We start from the raw sequence: 19745 nt of genomic DNA, 5'->3' as shown, positions 1-19745 counted from the left end.
GCACCACGAGCTACGGCTACACCCCCCAATCGGCCCTCTCGATCCTGAGCCACGACCTCGCCGGCACCGCCCAGGACCTCACCTACACGTACACCCGCGATCAGGTCCAGGCCATCACGGCCTTAAGCTGGAGCAACGACGCCTATCAATGGGGCGGGGCGGCCAACGGCACCAAGAGCTACACCGCCAACGGCCTCAACCAGTACACCCAGGCGGCCGGGGCCACCCTCGGCTATGACGCCAACGGCAACCTCACCGGGGACGGGGTGTGGAGCTATGCGTACGACCTCGACAACCGTCTCAAGACCGCCAGCAAGACCGGCCTCGCGGCGGCGCTCGCCTATGACGGCGAGGGGCGGCTTCGGCAGACCGCGATCGCCGGGGTGACCTCGAACCTCCTCTACGACGGCCAGGACCTCTTGGCCGAGTACGACGGCTCGGGCAATCTCCTCCGCCGCTACGTCCACGGCCCCGGGATCGACGAGCCGCTGGTCTGGTACGAAGGCACGGGCACCACCCAGAAGACCTGGCTGTACGGCGATCACTTGGGCTCGATCGTCGCCACCGCCGATGGCAGCGGCACCTCGACCGCGGTCTACAGCTACGGCCCCTGGGGCGAGCCGAATGTCACCACGGGCGTTAGGTTCCGCTACACCGGCCAGCAGCTGCTGGGGCAATTGAACCTGTACCACTACAAGGCGAGGATGTATTCGCCGGCGATCGGGCGGTTCCTGCAGACCGATCCGATCGGCTACCAGGATGACTTGAACCTCTATGCCTATGTCGGGAATGATCCGGTCAATGGGAAAGATCCGAGCGGGTTATTTGTCGAAACGGCTTGGGATGTCGCCAATATCGCTTTGGGAGCCGCCTCACTTGCGGCCAATGTGAACCAAGGCAAGAGCAATAATCAAATCTGGTGTACGGCCAGCCTGAATCAGGCGGCGACTTTCTGCTGTTCTTCCTCGGTTTCATCCGGTTGATCGGGAACTGCTATTCCATCCTGAAACTGGATCCCTTTGACCACATCGGGTAGGCGATTGAAGCCACGCAGCTTGCGCCATCTCTTCTGCGCCGTCAGTGCCAATTGGAACACCAAGCCCAGCAAGGTATTCCGGGACACGCAGTTCTTGGTCCGGGTCGTGCGATGGCGGATCGTGGCAAAGCTCGATTCAATAGGGTTGGTGGTCCGAATATGAATCCAGTGCTCGGCTGGAAAGTCGTAAAAGGTCAGTAGGGCCGCTCGGTCTTTCACCAGGATTTCCACCGCCTTGGGATACTTCGCGCCGAAATCTCGCACGAAGCGGTCGAAAGCCTTTTCCGCCTGAGCCTGGGTTTCCGCCATCCAGATGTCATGCAAGCCTGCCTTAGCTTTGCCCTGAATGGATTTAGGCATCTCATTGAGTACATTGGCCGTCTTGTGTACCCAACAGCGTTGGCAGTGGGTTTGCGGCCAAGCCTCATCCATCGCCGCCCAGAAACCCAACGCACCGTCGCCTACGGCCAAACTCGGCGGCGTCTTCAAGCCGCGCGACTGCAAATCCTGTAATACGCTGAGCCAGGAGACCTTGGATTCGCGGTAGCCATCCGACAGCGCCAACAGCCGCTTCTCACCCTGCTCATTGACGCCGATCAGGATCAGCAGGCACAGGCGGTCATCCTCTCCACGAAGAGTCGAATAAATGCCATCCGCCCATACGTAAACGTAATGCTCCTCCGAGAGATCACGCTGATTCCAGGCGTTATAGGCTTCCGACCACTGCGCCTTGAGCCGGCTCACCACCGCTGGCGAAAGTCCTTTGGCATCCTCGCCCACCAGCACTGATAAGGCTTCCTGCATGTCCCCGGTCGAAATGCCCCGCAAATACAACCACGGCAATGCCGCTTCCACCCGTTTGGCTTTACGGACATAGGGCGGCACCAACGCCGAATTGAACTTGACGCCGCTGCCGGAACGATCGCGGACCTTCGGTACCCGGACCGGAACCGGCCCCAGGGCCGTTAACACCGCCCGCTCCGGCAGGTAACCATTGCGGACGACCAACTTGCGCCCCGCCAGGTCGGTCATGTTATCGTACTGATCCAGCAGGAGTTGCAACTCCGTCTCCACGGCCTTTTCAATCAAACCCCGTGCACCCTGTCGCAGCAACTCGGTCAGCGAATCGCTGATCGACCCTGGAGCACCCAACCAACTTGCGCTATCTTCACTCACGGCGTACCTCTTCTTTTTTGTGCTGAATGGTGATCTTGTCAATCTCATTTCAGCAGGGTACGCCGCCTTCCTTCAATCCGCCCGTACACCAGATTCAGTTATAACTCCCAAGGCAATTGGGGGTGGGCGGCTTTGGATGCGGCAGGCCTTATCTACGATGGCGCCGCAGCCGCCGTTCCATTCTTACCGGCAGGTGTCAGCGCTGGTCTGCAATCTTTGAGGGCTGGAAATTCAATTCGAACATCGGCGCAAATTGGATACGATGTGTCTCAGGTTGTCGATGTCGCCAATCAAGTCACAAGACGAGCTCCAACGACTTCGAATGCAGCGGTGCAAGGATCGCGTTATCACGATACGGTGGGAACTATATTGAACGATAACAATGTATTAAGTTCGGCTGCTACAAATGCGTTTACTGGGGCAAATAGGGCCACGGGTGGGCCGGATCTATCGTGGGATGGTTCCGGGCTTTGGGCAGACCTAACGACTAAAGGTCAATGGGCTAAGTACATTCATGAAACTTTTGCGGCATAGGAACCGATAATCGAGAGCACCTGCTGTGGAGAGCGGTTGTGACGGTCGAAGAACTCGCGGGCGGCTTGGAGCAAGGCGGCTACCGTCTCGAAGAGTTCGCAATGGGTCACTTCGCGGCGGAAATGGCGCCACAGCATCTCGATCGGGTTGAGCCAAGGGCTATAGGTCGGCAAGTACAGCAGGACCAGTCGCCCGGCGGCTCCGCGCACGACCGCTTCGATCTCGTCGTCTTGATGCGTGTCGGCATTGTCCCACGCGACGTAAATCGTCCCCGTGGGATGCTGGTCCACTATGGCTTGCAGCAGTTCGGCCACCTCCCGACGGCGCTTGTGTCGTTTGAATAAGACCACGGTTTCACCGGTATGGGAGTTATGCTCGAAAGTTGTGGATGAGGGGCTGAGGTAGGCGGCGTATTCTTGATGGTCTTCGAGGTCATCAATTCCTGTTGAGAGGAGCGAATACGCCATGCATGAAGATAAAGTCATTCCGCTGAAGAATCCAGGGACACCCGCCCCGGTTGCCGATGCCCTGACGGAACTGCTGCGGGAAGGCGCCCAGCGGATGCTGGCGGCGGCGATCGAAGCGGAGGTGGCCGCCTTTCTGGAACGGTTCAAGGACGAGAAGACGGCGGACGGCCGCCAGCGGGTGGTGCGGAACGGTCATCTGCCGACGCGGTCCATCCAAACCGGCGTCGGCGCCGTCGAGGTCACGGTGCCGCGGGTGCGGGACCGGGCGAAGACGATCCGGTTTACCTCGGCGATTCTGCCGCCCTACCTTCGGCGGACCAAGAGCCTTGAGGACCTGTTGCCCTGGTTGTACCTGAAAGGGATCTCGACCGGGGATTTTCAGGAAGCGTTGACGGCGTTGCTGGGCCGGGATGCGCCGGGGCTATCGGCGAGCACCATCAGCCGTTTGAAAGAGACGTGGAAGGACGAACATCAACGCTGGTCGCGGCGGGATTTGTCGAACCGGCGCTATGTGTATCTTTGGGTGGATGGCATCCATTTCGGGGTGAGGCTGGAGGATGCGGCCCAATGCATTCTGGTGGTGATTGGGGCTACGGCGGACGGCCGAAAGGAGTTGCTGGCGTTGGCCGATGGCTATCGGGAGAGCGAGGCGTCCTGGCGCGAGGTGCTGTTGGATCTCAAGGCCCGGGGCCTCACGGTCAATCCGCACCTGGCCACCGGGGATGGCGCCCTCGGCTTTTGGAAAGCCTTACCACAAGTGTACGGGACCACCCGTGGCCAGCGCTGTTGGGTCCACAAGACGGCCAATGTGCTGAATAAGCTGCCCAAGAGTCAGCAACCCAAAGCCAAAGCCGCGCTGCACGAAATCTGGATGGCCGCGACCCGGCAGGAGGCGGAGAAAGCGTTTGATCGTTTCCTGACGGGGTATCGGTCCAAGTATCCCAAGGCGGTGGCGTGCTTGGAAAAGGATCGGGAGGCGCTGTTAGCGTTCTACGCTTTTCCGGCGGAGCACTGGATTCACCTAAGGACCACCAATCCGATCGAATCCACCTTTGCCACGGTCCGGTTCAGAACCGCCAAAACGCGAGGCTGCGTGTCACGGGGAAGTATCCTCGCGATGGTGTTCATGCTGGTGAAAAGCGCCGAGCGGCACTGGCGGAAACTGAATGGAATCCCCCGTTTAGCCCAAGTCATCGAGGGAGTCGTGTTCAAGGATGGAGTTCAGGAAGACGTCGAGAAAGTCGCCGCCTGAGCCCACCCCCGTACACAACATTTGACCATTACTCCCGGTATGGTAATTCACCGCTCCCAACCCATAGCGCTTCTTAGGCTGACCTGGGGTCGGAATCATAATTTGCTGGCCTACCGGGCTCCACAACGCCGTCAAGGTAGGCAGCCAACTGAGGTTAAACTCGTCGGCGTAGTAAAACACATCGCCCGGTTTCAAGTGATCGCGGGTGTCTTCGACCGCTTTTTTTTCACCGCATAGTCTGGATCAGGGCTGCTGATCTTATGCTGCGGACGACTGAGCACAATCCCTTCGCGCTTCAAGGTTTGGCGCAGGGTTTCCAGAGCGATGCGAATCCCGGTTTGCTCGGCCAGGTAATCCACCAGCCGTTGCAGGGTCCATATGGAAAACGGCAGGTCCAAACTGCGCGGACGGCGCCGTACCGCCGCCACCAGGGCGGCCCGATACGCCGCCGTCACTTTGGCTTGCCGTCCCGCTCGCGGCGCATCTTTCAGCCCGTCCACGCCTTCGCTCTGATACCGTTTCAGCCACCGCACCACGGTGTCCTCGCTCTCCCGCACGATCCCCGCGATCTCCAGCGCTTTGAGACCCCGCTCGGCCGAGAGCAAGACCATCTGGGCACGAGTTCGGAGCCGTGGGTCCTTGGTCTTTCGATACAGGGTGTCTAACTCACTCTGTTGCGCTTTGCCCAACGGGGGGATCAGGATGGCTTTCATGCCACCAGTGTACGCCCTTTCCGCAGAACTTTATGGGATGTACTTAGACATGAGAGTAAATATGGCGCAGGTTCTGGCATCCCTATCATTTATGAACGTGGCGTTGGTGTTACCGATGTCAATGGACTTGGTCGCTTCAGTCGGCTTTATAGCGGTGCAGGCGCCATAAAATCGCTTAAATGACTACCTTTGTTTGATATATACATGGCGGTAAAAAAAGGGCTTTATTGGATTATCGTCGGTCGAGAAACCCGTTATGGCCCGTGGTGGCTCGGTCGTAAAAAAAGTTACCGGCTCTTGCCGCCAACGAGGGAACAATTTATGGAACTGGCTAAGACTCGCGATGATGTGGAATTACGGCCGAGTAAAACTGGTTCTAAGCAGGAAAAGGATACTCTAATCGTTGATCCCACACGCAAAGTCAAAGGCAAGCTCTATTTAAACAGTGGTAAATGTATGACCAAAAATCCTGACGAAGCGACATTGAGTTGGATGATTGAATTGGCGAGTAAACTTAACGGACGAGTTGTTGATTACGCGGGCAGAACTTATACCTCTCCCACAGAGTATTATATTCATCCAGAAGATAAGGAAGTTTTAGAAAACAGAGGATTAAAGCTTCCAAAATAAACAAGCCATACGTGTACAGGCGCCAACGGCCTCAACCAGTACACCCAGGCGGCCGGGGCCACCCTCGGCTATGACGCCAACGGCAACCTCACCGGGGACGGGGTGTGGAGTTATGCGTACGACCTCGACAACCGTCTGAAGACCGCCAGCAAGACCGGCCTCGCGGCGGCGCTCGCCTATGACGGCGAGGGGCGGCTTCGGCAGACCGCGATCGCCGGGGTGACCTCGAACCTCCTCTACGACGGCCAGGACCTCTTGGCCGAGTACGACGGCTCGGGCAATCTCCTCCGCCGCTACGTCCACGGCCCCGGCGTCGACGAGCCGCTGGTCTGGTACGAAGGGACCGGCACCGCCACCAAGACCTGGCTGTATGGCGATCACCTGGGGAGCCTCGTCGCCACCGCCGATACCTCCGGCACGTCCACGGCGGTCTACAGCTACGGCCCCTGGGGCGAGCCGAATGTCACCACGGGCGTTAGGTTCCGCTACACCGGCCAGCAGCTCCTCGGCCAATTGAACCTGTATCATTACAAGGCCCGCATGTACTCCCCGGCCTTGGGCCGGTTCCTGCAGACCGATCCGATCGGCTACCAGGATGACTTGAACCTCTATGCCTATGTCGGGAATGATCCGGTCAATCGGACCGATCCGTCGGGGTTATGTTTCCTTTTTGCCTGTCCATTTCAGCCGGGAACTCTGCCAGACGATGATGGAAAAGTTAGTTTTTGGGAGGCCTATGTTTGGCGCAAAGTCGGCCATAGCGAGCCCTTGTCGGCTAGGGTGGATAGCATAGATCTGTCACGGATCAGCAGTGGTGATTTTGCCGGAGTCGGTAAGACCGCAAGTATTAAATTGGATAGCCCTGTAGATCATCTGAGTTCATTGGATGACGGTTTGGTCTATGGGACCATTGGGCTAAAGCTGCAACCTAGAAATATCGTCACTGGTACCAAGGGTGGACGCAGTTATGATGACTACGATTTTGATATAAAGCCCTGGGAGTGGCCGACCAGTGCACCCGCGCTTAAAACCGATATCCGCAATATCTTGACCCTTGGTGCCGATCTTGTGCACGGCTATGGCAATGATTTCCGAATAAACCTGACCGGCTCGGCTCGCATTGGCCAATCGGACGCATTGGGAGGGGCTAAGAAGTAGGTTGAATGCCGGGCTATGCTAAGTACTCATTGGTGAAAAATGCTATGAGTGAAGGCATAGCCAAGGCTGTTGTTTGGAGCTTTTTAGGGCTTATCGCTCTCGTTATTGGAATAAGTTTCGGGACAATTGTGCGATGCACAGTATATTTTGAGAGCTGTTCGTACGATGCGGCTGTTTCAGAATTTCGTGGTTATCTTGCCGAGTTTGACATGAGAACCGATGTATGGGTCGGGCCATATTTGTTGAGACATGATAAGAATTCGGCAACATATGTGTGGCGGACGAACCCTCAAGTGCCTGACCCCGTGGAAGTACAAATCACGGTAAAGCGATGTTTTCTTGAGGGTTCTAATATCACTTCAGAAGGAAGAGCTGACAAGCTAATGATCGACAAACTACGGCTGCGGCAGCAACAAGAAAGAGCTCGACGATATTGGTAAATGTTAATGTCATTGTCGCAAGTGTAGTCAGCTCGCGGGCGCATCAGCGTAGCGTAATGCGACAGATGGATTTCGGCATCCATACGGCGGGATATGCTACGCTATGCCGCCCTTACAGCACTGCCCAACGGCAAGTACAACCCTCCCCCGGTACGTCACGCAGCTGATCAAGACGGCAACCTCACCGGGGACGGGGTGTGGAGCTATGCGTACGACCTCGACCACCGTCTGACCAGCGCCAGCAAGACCGGCCTCTCGGCCACCTTGGCCTATGACGGCGAGGGACGGCTTCGGCAGACCACGATCGGAGGGGTGACCACCCATCTCCTCTACGACGGGGCGGACCTTTTGGCCGAGTACGACAGTACCGGGAATCTCCTCCGCCGCTACGTCCACGCCCCCGGGATCAACGAGTCAAACGTCGCCACGGGCTTAAATTGCTATGTTTCAGTACAAAAACGATCGAGAATTCAGTGGTATTATCTAAGTACTAAGAGCCTATCCCAGTAGGTCCCAAGAAACCTTCGACTGGCTCAGGGTGAACGGCCTACTGAGATAGACCCTAAATACCTAGCGATACCTTAGTGCCATTTGGTCATTTAAATATGGGTGAGCATCATCGTTAGTATCGCGGTGGCCAGTTAAAACGTCAAAAAACGAGCCGGCCAATCGGGTTGGCTTCGAGCTGCAAGGCAATTGGAAGCTTAATTCAACATGGCAGTCACTACCGCTGTTTCGGCATCTTCCACCGATTCTACCGACAGGCTGGTGGAGATCTTGCTGCGAAGACGGCTGATGAGTGCTGAATCCGTAGAGCGGGTTCAGGCGGCGGCACGGTCGTCGGAAACCCCTTTTTCAGCCGTCGCCACTCGGCTCGGATTGGTAACGGAAGACCAGATGGCCGAGATTTTTGCGGAAATGCTGGCCATCGAGGTCGCTAAACGTGCCCGTTTCCCTGCCCGCCTGCCCGAGATCGACGGCGTCAATCTCCATTTTTTTCGAACCAAACGGGCTCTCCCACTGGTAATCGATCAGGACGAAGTGCATCTCGCCATGGCGGATCCGACCGATGATGTAACAGCGGCCGGCGTGGAGTTCCTTTTGGGAAAACCCGTTAAACGTTATGCAGCGCTCGAATCCGAGTTGGAGGATTACTTCTACAAGCTCGACGCCGCCCAGGCGGAAGCGGAGGAGGCAATTTCCCTGGCTTCGATCGGGACGGCCGAGGTCAACGACGATGATGTGGCCAAGCTCAGTGATCACGCCTCTGACGCACCGGTGATTCGCTTGGTACATCGGCTCATCATGTCGGCGAGCGATCTCGGCGCCTCGGATGTGCACGTCGAGCCAGCCGCAAACGCATTGATCATCCGCTACCGGATCGACGGATTGCTGCAGGAAGCCGATGTCCTGTCGGCCCGCTGGGCAGAACCGGTAGCCTCCCGCATCAAACTGATGGCTAGACTCGACATCGCCGAAAGGCGGGTACCTCAAGACGGAAGAATCCGGTTTTCCGCGCGCGGGCGAAGCCTCGATCTGCGGGTGGCGACGTTCCCTACACTGCATGGGGAGTCGATCGTGCTTCGGTTGCTTGGACAAGTATCGGTCAAGCTCGAGCTCGACCAACTCGGGCTATCCGACCACGGCCTGAACGGGCTGCGGAAGGCCTTAAAGAAACCGCACGGGATCGTCCTCATTACAGGACCTACGGGTAGCGGCAAAACGACGACGCTGTACGCCTCGTTGAACGCGATTCTCAACCCCGAGCTCAAGATCGTCACCGTCGAGGACCCTATCGAATACGTATTGACCGGTGTCTCTCAACTTCAAGTCAAACCGGAAATCGGACTAACTTACGCCACCTCGTTGCGCTCCATTCTGCGCAACGATCCCGACATCATCATGATCGGCGAAATACGGGATCGCGAGACCGCTGACATCGCGATTCGCGCCGCGTTGACCGGCCACCTGGTCTTGTCGACGCTGCACACGAATACGGCCGCCGGAGCGGTCACCCGCTTGTTGGACTTGGGGGTGGAAGCCTACCTTCTAGCATCCACGCTCGAGCTTGCCGCAGCCCAGCGCCTGGTCAGGCGGTTATGTCCGCACTGCAAGATACGGCGGTCAGTTACGAAGTCAGAAGCCGAGATGATCGGGCATGGGCTTGGAAAGCATGGCGTTCCGGAAGCGATTTATGGTCCTAAAGGCTGCGAGCATTGCAACGGTCGCGGTTATTGGGGACGCACTCCTTTGTTCGAGGCTATCGAAATCGAGGAAGAAGAGCGGGAAATCATTCGAATGAAACAGGATGAGCGGATGCTCGTCGATGCCTCGGTGCGGCGTGGCGGACGCAATCTCTGGCAACACGGGCTTGCCAAGGTGGTTGCGGGGGAAACCGCCATCGATGAAGTGCTTCGGGTCATGGAATGGCGCGAGCACTGAGCAAGTTCACCGTGAAAGCAGTCACCGGCGACGGCGAGCTGCGGGACCTCCAAATCGAAGCCGTGTCCGAGGAAACGGCGGCGCTTGAGCTCTTTCGGTCCGGGCTGACGCCCCTTTCGATTACCCGCGACGCCAACACCTGGCGCGATGTGCTCAACCGCCCGATCAAGTTAAGCCGGAGCGTGCCGTTAGCCGATCTTGCGCTGTTCGCGGAACAGCTCGCGGAGATGCTCAAAGCCGGCTTGACCGTTGAGCAGGCCCTCAAGGTCTTAGGCCGGCAGCAGGATCGCGAGGTTATGACCGATTTGGTCCAGAGGCTTCTTAGAAGGGTGTGCGAGGGCGCCACGCTGTCCCATGCCCTGGAAGCCGAGCGGAATTTGCCGCGGTATTTGATCGGCATCGTGCGCGCCTCCGAACAAGGAGGGCGCATGGGCGATGGACTGACCGACGCCGCCCGCTATCTGCAACGGCAACTGGCAGCTCAGCGCGGCTTGGTGAACGCGCTGATCTACCCCGTGGTGGTTCTTGTCACGGTCTTCGCCGCGCTGCTTTTCGTGCTGGGTTATGTCATTCCGGAATTCGAGCCGATATTCGCGGGTGAGGAACATCGGCTTCCCAAGATGACCCGTGTAGTATTGACGTTGTCCCACCTGGTCACGCGACAGGGCGCTGGCATTGTCGTGCTCCCGATCACAGGCATGTTCTTGCTGTGGTGGATCGTTCGAAAAAACCCCACCATCGGGGAGGCCATGGCGAAAATGGCTTTGCGACTGCCTGTAGTCCGGTTGATTGCTCAAATCGACGTGGCCAAGACCTTGGGTGTGATGGGGGCGTTGATCGATAATGGCGTCGAGGTGTCGGAATCCGTCCAACTCGCCGCTCAAGCCGCCTCATCGAAACGTCTACGCGAGGCGATGGGCAAGGCATCGCGGGAACTGCGGGAAGGGGCCTCTGTGTCCGCGGCGCTTCGCCGAATCGATCTTATCCCGGAAGCGACCGTATCCATTATCGAAGTCGGTGAACATACCGGCACGCTTGGACACGCCAGCATGCGAGCCGCGCATTTGCTCGAAACGGATTCGACCTTCCGAATCGATCGGCTTATCGCTCTCCTGAACCCGATTGCAATCGCCGTCCTGGGGTTGATCGTCGGATTCGTTATTGCAGGCGTGATGTTGGGGATCATGAGCATTAACCAAATGGCGGTACGATAAGGAAAAATGGTGAATAATCGAACAACACAACGTAGTCGGCATCTTCATCGCCACCAGAGGGCTGGCATGGGGGGCTTCACACTTTTGGAATTGATGGTCGTACTGGTCATCATGGGGCTGCTTTCGGCGGTCGTGGCGCCACAGATCATGAACATGTTCTCCGGGGCAAAGACGGATGCCGCGGCCCTTCAAGTGGACACCTTGACGACGGCTCTGCACTATTATCAGATCGACACCGGCTCCTATCCTACGCCGGAACAAGGGTTGGAAGTCCTGTGGAAGGCCCCCCCAGATGTCGCGCGATGGCGAGGACCCTACATCCGCAAACATGAGCACCTACTGGATCCTTGGGGCCGGCCTTTCCGTTATCGTGTTCCGGGACAGCGCGGTCCTTTTGACATCTACTCTTTCGGGGCGGATGACCGCGAAGGCGGAGAGGGCGAAAATGCCGACGTCGGGCTCTCGAAGGCGCCGTGAACGGGGCGTGACCTTGCTGGAGCTCCTGGTGGTAATCGCCTTGTTGGGGATGCTGGCCGCCGCGGGCGCAGGCGCGTACCGGGGAGGAAACAGCACCCGTTGGGCGGAGGCGGCTCTGACGGCATTGGAAAACGCCAAGTGGTTGGCCCTCTCGCGGGGCCACGCTGTTACGCTTCCGTGTGCGGAGATCGTCTCGGGCGGCGGGAGCAAGGATACGAGCAATGTCGCCGATCAGCCGGACGTGACTTGTACAAGCACGATTCCGTCACCGGCGAGTGGCAGCGCGATCACGTTTTTTCCCGATGGCTCATCCTCTGGGGGCTCGATTATTATTCGACACGACGGCTGGGACGATCGGATTCAGGTCGACTGGCTCACCGGGGCGTTGTCTCGCAACTAGAGGGCCGGAATTGCGGTCGCAGGCTGGATTTTCACTGCTCGAGGTCGTTCTGGCGTTCGTGATGGCGGGATTGGTCCTCGGAATTGCGCTCCCGGCGATGTCACAAACCATACCAAGATTGATCGAGCTACGCTCACACTCGACCGCGGTGTTGCTTGCGCATTCCAAACTGGAGGAGTATTCGATTGATGGTGTGGACATTCCTAGGAATAATGAAGGCACTCAAGGCGAATTTTTCTGGCGAGTCGACGTCGAGGACATCCTACCGGACGGCATGGAAGGCCCCATGACGGGTATCTATGGCTTGCAAAGGATCAGCGTAACCATCGCGCGCGACGCACATTCGGCGCCACTGGTGCGTATGTCGGCCCATAGGTTTAGGAAATGACAGTGGGGTGCGGGCGGATATATAGGCCCCAAAGCGGGTTTACCTTGCTCGAGGTACTCGTGTCTATGGCCGCCGGGGCCTTGCTGATCGGCACGTTATCCCAAGTCCTGATAACGATCAGGGACGGGTGGAGGCTTGCTTCGCGGATTGATCGGCAATGGGCCGAGGAAGCCACGGCGGTTCGACTCGTTTCCCGTCTTCTCCGCGCCAGCCTTCCACCGGAGCGCGGCGGATTCGGAGCCCGCTTCAAAGGCGATGGGGACACCGTGGAGTTCACTTCGATTCCGTCGCAGTCCGCGTTCTCCTCCGGGCGCATGGATGGACGCTTGTATCTTGAAAGCCGTCAGAACGGCTCTCTTGCGCTTCTTTTGGATCTCGTGCCGCGTCCGGCATCGCCGGTATCGCCGGTATCGGAAAAGCTCGTTCGCACGAATTGGGTTGTACTCGAAGACCTCGAAAAGGTCGAATTTTCATATTTCGCGGGAAGTTCCGGGCGAGCCAGCCGATCTTGGAACGACGCCGAGAAACTGCCCGATGTGATCCAACTTCACGCTGATTTCGTCGACAAGACACGGCCGTCATTAAGGATGGCGATTCGGCTACACCAGACGCTTAGCGGAAGCTGTGTGATCGAATGGACAAGCTTAGCCTGCAGACCAGCGTAACCGATGCGATTTGGCGGTCGACGAATCTCGCGGCCATCGTCCGCCCCGCGTTCCTATGGTGGTGGGTGGGACTTACAGACCTCTTCCCTGGGCTTGGACGACTGGTCTCGAAGCGCGAAAAATCCGTGCTTCTATTGGTTGAACGAGATCGGACGACGCTCGTTCGTCCTCACAATGAGGTCCAAGATCATGGCACGCCACCGGAAGAACTCCATTTTCCCAGTGTTTTTGGAGGGCGTTCGTCGCAGGCGATGGAAGCGTTGCGGCCACTATGCGCAGAGGCCACGACACAGGTTGCGTTAGGTTTGCAAGAGGTGTTTCTCCTGCGGATGAGCTTTCCGAAAAGCGCACAGGCTCGGTTACGAGATGCGGTCGCCTTCAAGCTCATTACGGAATCGCCACTTGAGAAGGCGGCGATTTATTTCGATGTTCGATCGAAAAAGGATCACGATTCCGGGACCCTCGACGTCGAGGTTGCGCTTTGCCGCCGGGAAACCGTACTTCAAGCGCTTAAGAATCTCGATCAGGTCGGGATTTCCGTGGAAGCCGTGGGGTTTCGCCCTTCATCATCGGGTATCTTGGATTTTGTTTTTTACACTTCGCCGGGCAGAGAGGCGGCTCGTTCTCGATTCAAGCGACGCTTGATGTTGGTGCTAAGCTTGGCATTGGTGGCGACGTTGCTTATTCCCGCAACTTACCTTTCGGCTTTATGGCTTGAGCACAAGGTAAGGCGGGATATCGAGGCAACTCAGAAAACGGTGAATGCCAGTGCACCCTTGCTGGCGCAACGCGCCCTTCTACAATCCGTAAAAAACGATCTGTCACGTCAAGCCCCCGCATACCGCATTACGCATGTCTTGAACGAGGTGGCGGGCGCGTTGCCGAAAACGGCCTGGATTACGTCCTTGCGGTACGACCACGGCGTGGTGCATATAGCCGGTCACGCCTCAAATCCCCCCGAAATGATGAGGGAACTCGGTAAACTCTCGAAAATCGGCAATGCCAAATTGATTTCGGTCGCCGGTAATAACGGCACGGAAACTCCGCCGCAGTTCGAGGTGGCCCTGGAGCTTAAAAGGCCCTTGCCGTGACCGCTGCACTGTCTCCCCGAGTCCATCGAATCGCGTCTCTCGGCCTGTTGGTGGTCGCTGTATTCGCGGTTTGGGGAGGATTTTTCAAGCCGCTATTGAATCTAGCGGGGCAGGCGATCAGCCAATTGCACGACGCCCGCTTCGAATTAAGCCGGGCACGGCGGCTTTCCTTTGAAGTCGAAACCCTTTCTGAGGCGCAAGTCGCGGCCGATGCCGAGACATTGAAGCCGCTATTGATTTGGACAGATAGCAACTCGGGGACAGAAACCAAATTTCAGGAAATCATCGATCAAATTATTCGCTCGACCCGATTTAATCTGGAATCCATGCGTACCGCGACAACAGTCCGTCAAGGCAATCTCAGCCGTATATCCATCGATTTGAAAGGCGAGGGGCCGGAGGCCTCCGTCATGGGAATGCTCGCCGAGTTCGAGCGGCACAGGCCGTTGATCGTGGTCGATCAGTTGACGATACGCTCGTTGGACAGCGTTCCCACGGAAGCCGGCGGGACTGCGATTTCCAAGGTGATGGCCGAGCTCCGCATTTCGGGATTCGGAGCTGATTTGGCGTCGTTTGAAAGCAGGCCATAAATGACCGACAGGTTTCCTCGAACGCTATGGTTGATTGGGTTCAACACTGTTGTATTCATTGCGGGATTGACGATCGTTTTCTCGCTGCTCTTGGCCGAATCGTCCGAGAACTACACCAATGCAGAACTGAATGAAACCAAGCCCGACTTAAACGTCTATACCCTTATCGAAATCGACGCCTTGACGACAAGTCCATTGTTTCAACCTAGTCGAACCGCGTTCATCGAAAAACCGGAGGAACCGGACAAGTCGACTGAGATTTCGGGGCCGCCTCCGCTTCTGGTCGGCGTCATCCGTGTTGGCAGTGAAAGTATGGCCTTGCTAGAGGATCGAGAGAGAAAAACCTGGCGGTTGGTCCGGCCTGGGGAGAGTTTCGGCGACTGGAGCGTGCAAAGGATCAATCGCAAGTCCGTCACGGTCGGAATCAAAAACGAAGACCAAACTCTCGAAATGCATCTGAACGCCGAGCAACTGTCGGTGAACTCTTCCGCGATTCCACTGCCAGAAAACCATCGATAGCGTATCGCCAACCACTCGATCAGGTCTGAGCCTCACAATTTGGAACCCAAATCCAAGACCTTATCAAATAAGGCATATCGCGCCTGCCTGTAAGGAGCACCTCGGCAGACAAGCGATTGGTCTTGGGAGAATCGGAATGAACCGCAGCCGTAATTCTGAAGACCTCGCCAGCTACCGATAGCCCACCTTCCATCGCCGAAAGCTGTTCCTCGTCGCGCTTTGCTTGGCCTATCATTTTCTTCAAGCGGTCCGACGTTAGCGCCGCACTAGGCTCCAACCGTCCCGAAAACAGCGTGATGTACGGATAAAGGCAGGCAAAATCTTCCAGTGATAGGCTCAAGATAGCGCTGAGATCGGAATAGGTCGTCAACCGGTTATCTTCTTTTCCGTTTTGCTTGTGGACTTGAATACGGCCTGCGATGACAGCGGGAACATCGATTCCCGGCAGATTTGCCAAGAGTCTCTCCAGTAACCGCTGGTCAGCCGTATTGATGTCCACGATACCGTGCACATTCGTGACTGCTAAATCAACCGTCTGTTCGTCGATATAGAGAGTCCGTACCTTCCCGTGGTCACGGACCCATCGGCTCTGCGTCCCTTGCTCCAGCAATTCGAAAACCGCGTCGTAAATGGCCGACTCGGCCGCCAAATCGAGGCGCAAACGGGTTTCATAAGCCGTTATATTGTCAGCTGCTCGACGGCCGATAAGCGATGTCCCCATGACGATAGCGATGACCAGTAGCAACAGCCACAACGTGTGCAAAAGAACGAAGCCGCTACTTCCGGAGCGATGGCCAGAGGGGTTTAGCACGTTCGGTAACCTGCCCTGCCGCATTCAGACCTTCCAGCAGTGCATCGACGACCGCTCGGGTCTCGGCTTGATTTCTCATGACGTGCGGCACGAGCAAGACGATGAGCTCGGTGCGCCTGTTTTCGAATACGTTGTTGCGAAATAGATTACCAATGATCGGGATATCCTTGATGAAGGGCAATCCACTATTGTTTTCACGACCGTTTTCCCGGATCAAACCGCCCAATGCCACGGTGAAGCCATCATTGGTCAAAACGAACGTTCGAATCTTTCGTCGCTGAATGGTCGGAGAATCAATCCCGGATGAGGTGGTTTGTGTGACATCGCTCACTTCCTGAGATACGTCGAGGATGAGGCTGCCATTCTCATTGATTCTTGGCGTTATCTCGAGAATGACCCCGGTGTCCCGCATCTGGACCTGGTTGACGATCGGGGCGTTCGGAGAAATGGTCGCTTGAGAGGTCTGAGTGACGATTGGAACTTGATCGCCGACCTGAAGCATCGCTTTTTGATTATTCAGTACGGACAGCTTAGGCGCGGATAACACGCGCACATCGGTTCGTTCCTGAAGTGCATTGAGCACGACCCGCACATCCGCGCCTCCGGAATAGACGTAAGAAAAGCCGGGGAATAACGATGCGATCGCACCGGTATCGGAAGCACTTAGGGTAACGGTATTTTCTCCGGCGTCGAAGAACCATTGCACGCCGTATCTTAGGCTGTCGTTAAGCGTAACCTCCGCCAGTATGGCCTCGATCATCACTTGGCGCGGAACGATATCGAGCTGCTGCAAGGCGTCTTTGATCACCCGATATTCGTCTTCGGTTCCATAATAAAGCAGCGAATTGGTTTCCTCCACAGCGACCAGCTTGCTGGCGCGGCCCTCGCCTTGCCCTTGGACAGTGCCGACAAGTGGTCTATTCTCGGATTTCTCCATTGACAAACCGTCGGGTCCATAACCTTCTGTGCCTGTCGGCAAAGGGGACGTAGTATCGGTATTGGTCTGCTCGCTTCCCACTTTTTCACCCAACAACTGACGGAGCGCTTTAGCGAGATCCTTAGCGTTGCCGTTTTGGACGTTGTACACGAAAACACGGCGTTCGCTAGTCTTGGTGACGTCTAGGCGCTTAATCCAATCTTCAATGAGTTCAAGATCACTGCGATCGCGAGCGATGCCAAGTATCGAATGAATGCGGTCCAATCCGACAAAGCGAACCCGGCTGCCGATCACCCCGATGGGAGGTTGAAAGATTTCTTTCAGTTCCGTGATGATCTGGCTGGGACTGGAATTTTCCACCTGATACAGGGCGAAATTCATGCCTTCCAGCCAGTCCACATCGAAACCTTCGACCGTTTGCTGCACTGCGGCTCTGTCCTGACTGGAGCCGGCTATGACCAAGTGATTATGTACGTCGTCCGCTTGTAGAACGGTTCCCTTCGGGACCACGGCTTCGAGAATGTTCTGCATTTCCCTCGCTGGGATATACTTAAGAGGCAGAATTTCCACCGCGAAACCGGGTGAAATGGGACCATAAGCCCTGACTTGGCTCACTCCTTTTACCCACTGCTGAGCCGCATCCAGGGGAATCACGTGATAGGCGCCGTCCTGTTCAATAATTGTGGCGGAAACCGAGTGCAAGGCCGCCTCTAATGCCGGAAGAAGAGCCTCCTTGGTAAGCGGCTTTCGGGTCCGCAAAGTAATCTTGCCCTGTACCGCGGGGGCGATCGTGTAGTCCAGTTTGAGCTCTTCGCCAAGGATCGCGTCAATCACGGCATGAATGTCGGCATCGCGGAATTGGAGGTCAATGTTCCCATTTTCGCCATGGCGTCCTGCCGCCCCAACTTTTTTCACAACGGGCCGGGGTGCTTTCTCCTTGGTAAAAAATATGGCCCGATTTTTAGCCGCGTCAGTCTCTGCGTTAACCGGTTCTGCTTGATCAACGGCCGGCAACGTATTTGATACACCACTGGCTTGCCACGCTAACTTCAGGTGCCGAGCAGGCGGGGCAGTTGTCGAACAACCGATACTGAAACTGGCGAAAATTAAAGAATAGAGAGCATGGAGATTACGCCGTTTTTTAAGCTTCATTTTGCAAGCCCGCATCCAACTTATCCTGATGTCGAAATGAGCCTGAAAATCAGCGTTGAGCGGGCTTCTGGTCAGGGAGCTTAAAACAGTTGCAACGTTCGAAAGGATTAGTTCTTTGTGAAACGGAATTATTATGCGGCGCTGTCATGAGGGTGAGGAATAATCGGGCAAGTAAAATGAATAGTCGAAGTCAAACTTGATCCGTTTTGGAAAGAATGATCTAACTTTCGAAACAAAAAGATTGAAGAACTGGATAAACTCGACCCTCAGCCAACCGATCTCTTTTTTCCACTACCTTGTTTAATATAGTTTGAATATTTACCCCTGCCGAAACAATGCCGCGATTGACTCAACTGGCAATTAGTCCAGCTCCGGATCTTTGCGTAGTACCTGGCTTCCTTCTCGGTAAAAAAAGAGACAGGGCTTTTCGTGGAAATGAGCAAATGAAGAAGTAAATCGCGTTACGCTTTGGGTCGCAAGTCGGAAAATGCGGAAAAAGTTGTAAGCATAAGCTTACAGTTAAAATTTTATACGCATGGCGCCCTAGCAGGCTGGTGAAAGTGTGCCGCAGGCATGCGAAGAATGGAATCTCTGTGCAAAAGCTGTATGGGAGATGAGGGAAGGCCCCTCGGGATCGGTTTTCAGGAGCAGGTCTCAAACCACCTCAAGCCGCTGTGGTTAAGAGCCATGGTGGTGAGCGTTGAGGTAAAGCGAGGGGAAAGAACCCGGAGTAGGTACGGATCAGAGAGACGAACGCAAGTGAACCTTCGATGGCGCGTCGTAACCTGTGAAATTGCTGTCGAAACCAGAGGTGTTTCACCCCTCTGGGATGAGCTTGTCGGGCACCTGATTACTGGACAAGTGGCAGCCGGCGTATAGAGGGCGTGAATCTGATCCAGGCTTCTGTATGGAACTGCGGGAACCAGTCGTTCCGATACTAAGGGAGACGCGCAAGTGGCAGAACCCACGAGGCAAGAGTACCGATGCGGAGCACTGGGGCGGATCGACCTGTAGTAGTGGCGATGGCCGGTAATGCAGCTGGAGCGAAGAGGTCGAATCAAGCGGTTGTATTCGGCGTTCAACTGGAGACAGGAGGAAACGGGTGGGTGCAACGAAACCCTTTGCCATTGATAAGTGGCGGGTGTACGAAGTGTATCGAGCGGTGAAAGCCAACGCCGGCGCAGCCGGGGTTGATCATCAGAGCCTTGAGGCATTCGAGGAGGATCTAAAGGACAATCTGTACAAGCTTTGGAATCGGATGTCTTCGGGCAGCTATTTTCCACCGCCGGTAAAAGGGGTGACTATCCCGAAGAAGAGTGGTGGCGTAAGGTTACTGGGCGTGCCGACGGTGGCGGATCGGGTGGCGCAGATGGTGGTCAAGCGGGAAATTGAGCCAGAGATCGAGGCGACGTTTTTACAGGACTCGTATGGCTATAGGTCGGGCAAGTCCGCGTTGGATGCCGTAGGGGCGTCACGCGAGCTCGCTGTTGGCGATACGATTGGGTCTTGGAGTTTGACATCAAGGGGTTGTTCGACAATATCGACCATGCGCTGTTGAGTCGGGCGCTGGCGAAACACGTGAAGTGTGATTGGGCCATGCTGTATATCAGCCGATGGCTGACCGGGTGCGCGATAAGCCCCGCCGTTCAGGGC

General features: G+C 56.4%; 21 protein-coding genes. 16 read left to right on the top strand and 5 right to left on the bottom strand.

Translation table 11 applies throughout. The features are described 5' to 3' along the window. The first annotated feature begins 266 nt into the window (after positions 1-266). Complete coding sequence (locus tag ACR2TX_RS01115) at positions 267-983, top strand: RHS repeat-associated core domain-containing protein (RefSeq protein WP_434129719.1); 717 nt, start codon at positions 267-269, stop codon at positions 981-983. Here ACR2TX_RS01115 and ACR2TX_RS01110 read toward each other — a convergent pair. Together ACR2TX_RS01110 and ACR2TX_RS01105 are read right to left on the bottom strand one after the other, a co-directional pair. After that, positions 938-2212, bottom strand: coding sequence for an IS256 family transposase (locus ACR2TX_RS01110; protein ID WP_434129718.1), 1275 nt, complete (start codon positions 2210-2212; stop codon positions 938-940). The two genes, ACR2TX_RS01115 and ACR2TX_RS01110, sit on opposite strands and share 46 nt — an antisense overlap. A gap of 512 nt (positions 2213-2724) precedes the next feature. Continuing rightward, entirely contained in the window at positions 2725-3231 is a 507-nt protein-coding gene (locus tag ACR2TX_RS01105; protein ID WP_434129716.1) for a transposase, read from the bottom strand. Between ACR2TX_RS01105 and ACR2TX_RS01100 the strand changes: the two genes are divergently transcribed. Then, positions 3212-4465 carry an IS256 family transposase gene (locus ACR2TX_RS01100; protein ID WP_086135655.1) on the top strand — a complete coding sequence of 418 codons (1254 nt, stop codon included), beginning with the start codon at positions 3212-3214 and terminating at the stop codon, positions 4463-4465. The genes ACR2TX_RS01105 and ACR2TX_RS01100 overlap by 20 nt on opposite strands. Positions 4466-4656: 191 nt before the next feature. On the opposite strand, the gene ACR2TX_RS01095 is transcribed toward ACR2TX_RS01100, so the two are convergent. Beyond that, a complete protein-coding gene (locus ACR2TX_RS01095) occupies positions 4657-5178 on the bottom strand; it encodes a helix-turn-helix domain-containing protein (RefSeq protein WP_434111134.1) in 522 nt (173 codons plus the stop codon). A gap of 204 nt (positions 5179-5382) precedes the next feature. Between ACR2TX_RS01095 and ACR2TX_RS01090 the strand changes: the two genes are divergently transcribed. From ACR2TX_RS01090 to ACR2TX_RS01030, 13 genes are all read left to right on the top strand, one after another. After that, the gene (locus tag ACR2TX_RS01090; RefSeq protein ID WP_139840999.1) at positions 5383-5808 is read left to right on the top strand and encodes a hypothetical protein; all 426 of its coding nucleotides are present in this window, start codon (positions 5383-5385) and stop codon (positions 5806-5808) included. Between the two features lie 102 nt (positions 5809-5910). Continuing rightward, positions 5911-6966, top strand: coding sequence for an RHS repeat-associated core domain-containing protein (locus ACR2TX_RS01085; RefSeq protein ID WP_086133320.1), 1056 nt, complete (start codon positions 5911-5913; stop codon positions 6964-6966). Between the two features lie 5 nt (positions 6967-6971). Continuing rightward, on the top strand, positions 6972-7406 hold the full coding sequence (locus ACR2TX_RS01080; protein ID WP_434129713.1) for a hypothetical protein: 435 nt from the start codon (positions 6972-6974) through the stop codon (positions 7404-7406). 93 nt (positions 7407-7499) lie between these two features. Beyond that, positions 7500-7916 (top strand): hypothetical protein, encoded by a 417-nt coding sequence (locus tag ACR2TX_RS01075; protein WP_086133321.1) that lies wholly within the window; start codon positions 7500-7502, stop codon positions 7914-7916. 204 nt (positions 7917-8120) lie between these two features. Continuing rightward, positions 8121-9848 carry a GspE/PulE family protein gene (locus ACR2TX_RS01070; protein WP_086133322.1) on the top strand — a complete coding sequence of 576 codons (1728 nt, stop codon included), beginning with the start codon at positions 8121-8123 and terminating at the stop codon, positions 9846-9848. Continuing rightward, positions 9833-11062: a type II secretion system F family protein gene (locus tag ACR2TX_RS01065; protein ID WP_086133323.1), complete on the top strand. Its 1230-nt coding sequence runs from the start codon at positions 9833-9835 to the stop codon at positions 11060-11062. The genes ACR2TX_RS01070 and ACR2TX_RS01065 overlap by 16 nt, the downstream gene beginning before the upstream one ends. Before the next feature lie 66 nt (positions 11063-11128). Beyond that, the gene (gene gspG / locus ACR2TX_RS01060; protein WP_205780963.1) at positions 11129-11539 is read left to right on the top strand and encodes a type II secretion system major pseudopilin GspG; all 411 of its coding nucleotides are present in this window, start codon (positions 11129-11131) and stop codon (positions 11537-11539) included. Then, the gene (locus tag ACR2TX_RS01055; RefSeq protein ID WP_168183741.1) at positions 11508-11939 is read left to right on the top strand and encodes a GspH/FimT family pseudopilin; all 432 of its coding nucleotides are present in this window, start codon (positions 11508-11510) and stop codon (positions 11937-11939) included. Before gspG ends, ACR2TX_RS01055 begins: the two co-directional genes overlap by 32 nt. Beyond that, on the top strand, positions 11842-12327 hold the full coding sequence (locus ACR2TX_RS01050; RefSeq protein WP_434129709.1) for a type II secretion system protein: 486 nt from the start codon (positions 11842-11844) through the stop codon (positions 12325-12327). Before ACR2TX_RS01055 ends, ACR2TX_RS01050 begins: the two co-directional genes overlap by 98 nt. Then, positions 12324-12992 (top strand): prepilin-type N-terminal cleavage/methylation domain-containing protein, encoded by a 669-nt coding sequence (locus ACR2TX_RS01045; RefSeq protein WP_086133327.1) that lies wholly within the window; start codon positions 12324-12326, stop codon positions 12990-12992. Before ACR2TX_RS01050 ends, ACR2TX_RS01045 begins: the two co-directional genes overlap by 4 nt. Further along, complete coding sequence (locus ACR2TX_RS01040) at positions 12962-14083, top strand: PilN domain-containing protein (protein WP_139841001.1); 1122 nt, start codon at positions 12962-12964, stop codon at positions 14081-14083. Before ACR2TX_RS01045 ends, ACR2TX_RS01040 begins: the two co-directional genes overlap by 31 nt. Then, a complete protein-coding gene (gene gspM, locus ACR2TX_RS01035; RefSeq protein WP_086133329.1) occupies positions 14080-14673 on the top strand; it encodes a type II secretion system protein GspM in 594 nt (197 codons plus the stop codon). Before ACR2TX_RS01040 ends, gspM begins: the two co-directional genes overlap by 4 nt. Further along, positions 14674-15192: a hypothetical protein gene (locus ACR2TX_RS01030; protein WP_086133330.1), complete on the top strand. Its 519-nt coding sequence runs from the start codon at positions 14674-14676 to the stop codon at positions 15190-15192. Positions 15193-15211: 19 nt separating this feature from the next. Here the strand turns inward: ACR2TX_RS01030 and ACR2TX_RS01025 are convergent, their stop codons facing one another. Together ACR2TX_RS01025 and gspD are read right to left on the bottom strand one after the other, a co-directional pair. Then, complete coding sequence (locus ACR2TX_RS01025) at positions 15212-16003, bottom strand: hypothetical protein (protein WP_139841002.1); 792 nt, start codon at positions 16001-16003, stop codon at positions 15212-15214. Next, positions 15969-18092 carry a type II secretion system secretin GspD gene (gene gspD, locus ACR2TX_RS01020; RefSeq protein ID WP_168183744.1) on the bottom strand — a complete coding sequence of 708 codons (2124 nt, stop codon included), beginning with the start codon at positions 18090-18092 and terminating at the stop codon, positions 15969-15971. The genes ACR2TX_RS01025 and gspD overlap by 35 nt, the downstream gene beginning before the upstream one ends. Positions 18093-19194: 1102 nt before the next feature. Between gspD and ACR2TX_RS01015 the strand changes: the two genes are divergently transcribed. Continuing rightward, positions 19195-19650, top strand: coding sequence for a reverse transcriptase domain-containing protein (locus tag ACR2TX_RS01015; RefSeq protein WP_240506800.1), 456 nt, complete (start codon positions 19195-19197; stop codon positions 19648-19650). The last annotated feature ends 95 nt before the right edge of the window (positions 19651-19745 follow it).

This window comes from Methylocaldum sp. GT1BB (genome assembly GCF_051027545.1).
Taxonomy (GTDB): domain Bacteria; phylum Pseudomonadota; class Gammaproteobacteria; order Methylococcales; family Methylococcaceae; genus Methylocaldum.
Note: the sequence above shows the minus strand (reverse complement) of the source record. Positions and strands in the feature narration are given on the sequence as shown.

Bases quoted from the DNA above. Each gene is read 5' to 3' on its own strand.
- ACR2TX_RS01065 (WP_086133323.1), top strand. From the start codon at position 9,833: ATGGCGCGAGCACTGAGCAAGTTCACCGTGAAAGCAGTCACCGGCGAC.
- ACR2TX_RS01045 (WP_086133327.1), top strand. From the start codon at position 12,324: ATGACAGTGGGGTGCGGGCGGATATATAGGCCCCAAAGCGGGTTTACC.
- ACR2TX_RS01095 (WP_434111134.1), bottom strand. From the start codon at position 5,178: ATGAAAGCCATCCTGATCCCCCCGTTGGGCAAAGCGCAACAGAGTGAG.
- ACR2TX_RS01040 (WP_139841001.1), top strand. From the start codon at position 12,962: ATGGACAAGCTTAGCCTGCAGACCAGCGTAACCGATGCGATTTGGCGG.
- ACR2TX_RS01030 (WP_086133330.1), top strand. From the start codon at position 14,674: ATGACCGACAGGTTTCCTCGAACGCTATGGTTGATTGGGTTCAACACT.
- ACR2TX_RS01055 (WP_168183741.1), top strand. From the start codon at position 11,508: ATGCCGACGTCGGGCTCTCGAAGGCGCCGTGAACGGGGCGTGACCTTG.
- ACR2TX_RS01050 (WP_434129709.1), top strand. From the start codon at position 11,842: ATGGCTCATCCTCTGGGGGCTCGATTATTATTCGACACGACGGCTGGG.
- ACR2TX_RS01105 (WP_434129716.1), bottom strand. From the start codon at position 3,231: ATGACTTTATCTTCATGCATGGCGTATTCGCTCCTCTCAACAGGAATT.
- ACR2TX_RS01075 (WP_086133321.1), top strand. From the start codon at position 7,500: ATGCTACGCTATGCCGCCCTTACAGCACTGCCCAACGGCAAGTACAAC.
- ACR2TX_RS01070 (WP_086133322.1), top strand. From the start codon at position 8,121: ATGGCAGTCACTACCGCTGTTTCGGCATCTTCCACCGATTCTACCGAC.
- ACR2TX_RS01090 (WP_139840999.1), top strand. From the start codon at position 5,383: ATGGCGGTAAAAAAAGGGCTTTATTGGATTATCGTCGGTCGAGAAACC.
- ACR2TX_RS01100 (WP_086135655.1), top strand. From the start codon at position 3,212: ATGCATGAAGATAAAGTCATTCCGCTGAAGAATCCAGGGACACCCGCC.
- gspG (WP_205780963.1), top strand. From the start codon at position 11,129: ATGGGGGGCTTCACACTTTTGGAATTGATGGTCGTACTGGTCATCATG.
- ACR2TX_RS01080 (WP_434129713.1), top strand. From the start codon at position 6,972: ATGCCGGGCTATGCTAAGTACTCATTGGTGAAAAATGCTATGAGTGAA.
- gspD (WP_168183744.1), bottom strand. From the start codon at position 18,092: ATGAAGCTTAAAAAACGGCGTAATCTCCATGCTCTCTATTCTTTAATT.